General features: G+C 51.3%; 1 protein-coding gene. It reads left to right on the top strand.

All coding sequences use genetic code 11. The features are described 5' to 3' along the window. Positions 1-745 precede the first annotated feature (745 nt). Positions 746-1,222, top strand: a complete 477-nt coding sequence (locus ACLH1U_RS25135) for a helix-turn-helix domain-containing protein (protein WP_000469298.1) — start codon at positions 746-748, stop codon at positions 1,220-1,222. Positions 1,223-1,660 lie beyond the last annotated feature (438 nt).

Genomic DNA, 1,660 nt, shown 5'->3' with positions numbered 1-1,660 from the left:
TGACCTCCTGAGAGCCTCTGTAAGCGTTTTTCGCGCCTTCCATGCCCTGGCGGGCATCTAAAACCCGTTTCGTGCGTCTGAGAGCTTTTGAGCGCGTTTGAGGGGCTATCTGGCGACTCATCCCCAAAAGAACAACACCGGGATCACCGACAACATGCGAGAGGTGATCCCGCTCGCCGCAAGTCGATGACCGAGCGTAGCGAGCGAATCGACGAGGAAGCGGAAGAGAACCGGAAGCCACATTGAGCACTTACGCACTGATGCGGGGTGTCGGGGTGAAGCCCTGACCAAGTGGTAATCGTATCGGCGTGCATGCGCGGTTATACGATTACACATCCTGTCCCGATTTCTGAGGCGTTTTAACGGTGAACGGACGGCAAAAACACGATGGAGCTGTTGAACGTGAAAACCACGAAATCTGGCAAAAATCACGGCTGGCGAGGCTTGCATAGGAGTAAGCCAGTATACACTCCGCTATCGCTACGTGACTGGGTCAGGGCTTCGCCCCGACACCCCCAAAGGGCGTTGCGTTGCACGCAACACCCTTGCCTAGAATAGATCTTTTACGCCGATTTGTAAGTGGTTGTTTTTTTAGTGTGTTTTTTATTTACCTGTCGCATCCAGGATGAAACAACGTTGTCGCATCCTGGATGCGACAACACGCAACAAGGTGTTGCACAGATGTGTCATGATGGCTTAGATTTGAACCAACGTTAGTGCATGGGATTTTCAGAGGGAAAAAATCATGTTTATTGATTCAGAAAAACGACTGAAACAACTTTCAGATGAGGCAAAGAAAAACACCGAGGATCTCGAAGAAGCAAAGAAAAATTCAAGGTTTACACAGGTATCCCCAAAAGGTTGGGAACGTGTTCGAGAGCTGCTGAAGGATAGCCAAGGCATATCAGCACTGAAGCTGTACTCATTTTTAGCGGAGCATATCGATCCTACGTGTGGCGCTGTCGTTGCGGATCAGCAATTCCTAGCTGAAAAACTTGGAGTTAGCAGAAGCACAATTATTCGGTGGCTCAATTACTTAGAATCAAAAAATGCATTAGTTAGAATCCCCGTTGCTGGTAAGGTTTGTGCGTATGCCCTCGATCCACATGAAGTCTGGAAGGGATACAACACTACGAAAAACCATGCAGCGTTTGTCACTAAAACACTGGTCAACAAAGACGGTGATATTCAGCGCCGAATCATGGCCATGTTTTCAAATTGAGCTAGCGGCAGGCGGACAATCAGGGGCTACGTGTTAACGTTCTGACCATGATTGTCTATCCTGCATTGCTCTTTTGCCGCCTCAAAATCCTTTGCGTGTTTTTGCTCCCCGTTCTCCAGAAAAAACCGAGCCGCCACGGTTCCGGCAGCGCCTTGAGCGCTACCGGAAACCGTCTGGGGAGAACCCCAGACCCCCATCGCTGCAACACCGACGGTCTACGACCACCTACCAACCGCATGGCTGCCTGTTCCGTGCAAATGGGCTTTGCAGGGGGCTGGCGCGGTTCCTGGCGACCTGAAAGCCCCTGGTTAGGGGTATCGGCGCGCTTGACCTCCTGAGAGCCTCTGTAAGCGTTTTTCGCGCCTTCCATGCCCTGGCGGGCATCTAAAACCCGTTTCGTGCGTCTGAGAGCTTTTGAGCGCGTTTGAGGGGCTATCT

Source organism: Klebsiella sp. 1SOBk5mer (assembly GCF_046603115.1).
In the GTDB taxonomy this organism is placed as follows: Bacteria; Pseudomonadota; Gammaproteobacteria; order Enterobacterales; family Enterobacteriaceae; genus Klebsiella; species Klebsiella quasipneumoniae.
The sequence above is the reverse complement of the archived record's forward strand: the minus strand, read 5'-3'. Positions and strand labels throughout refer to the sequence as shown.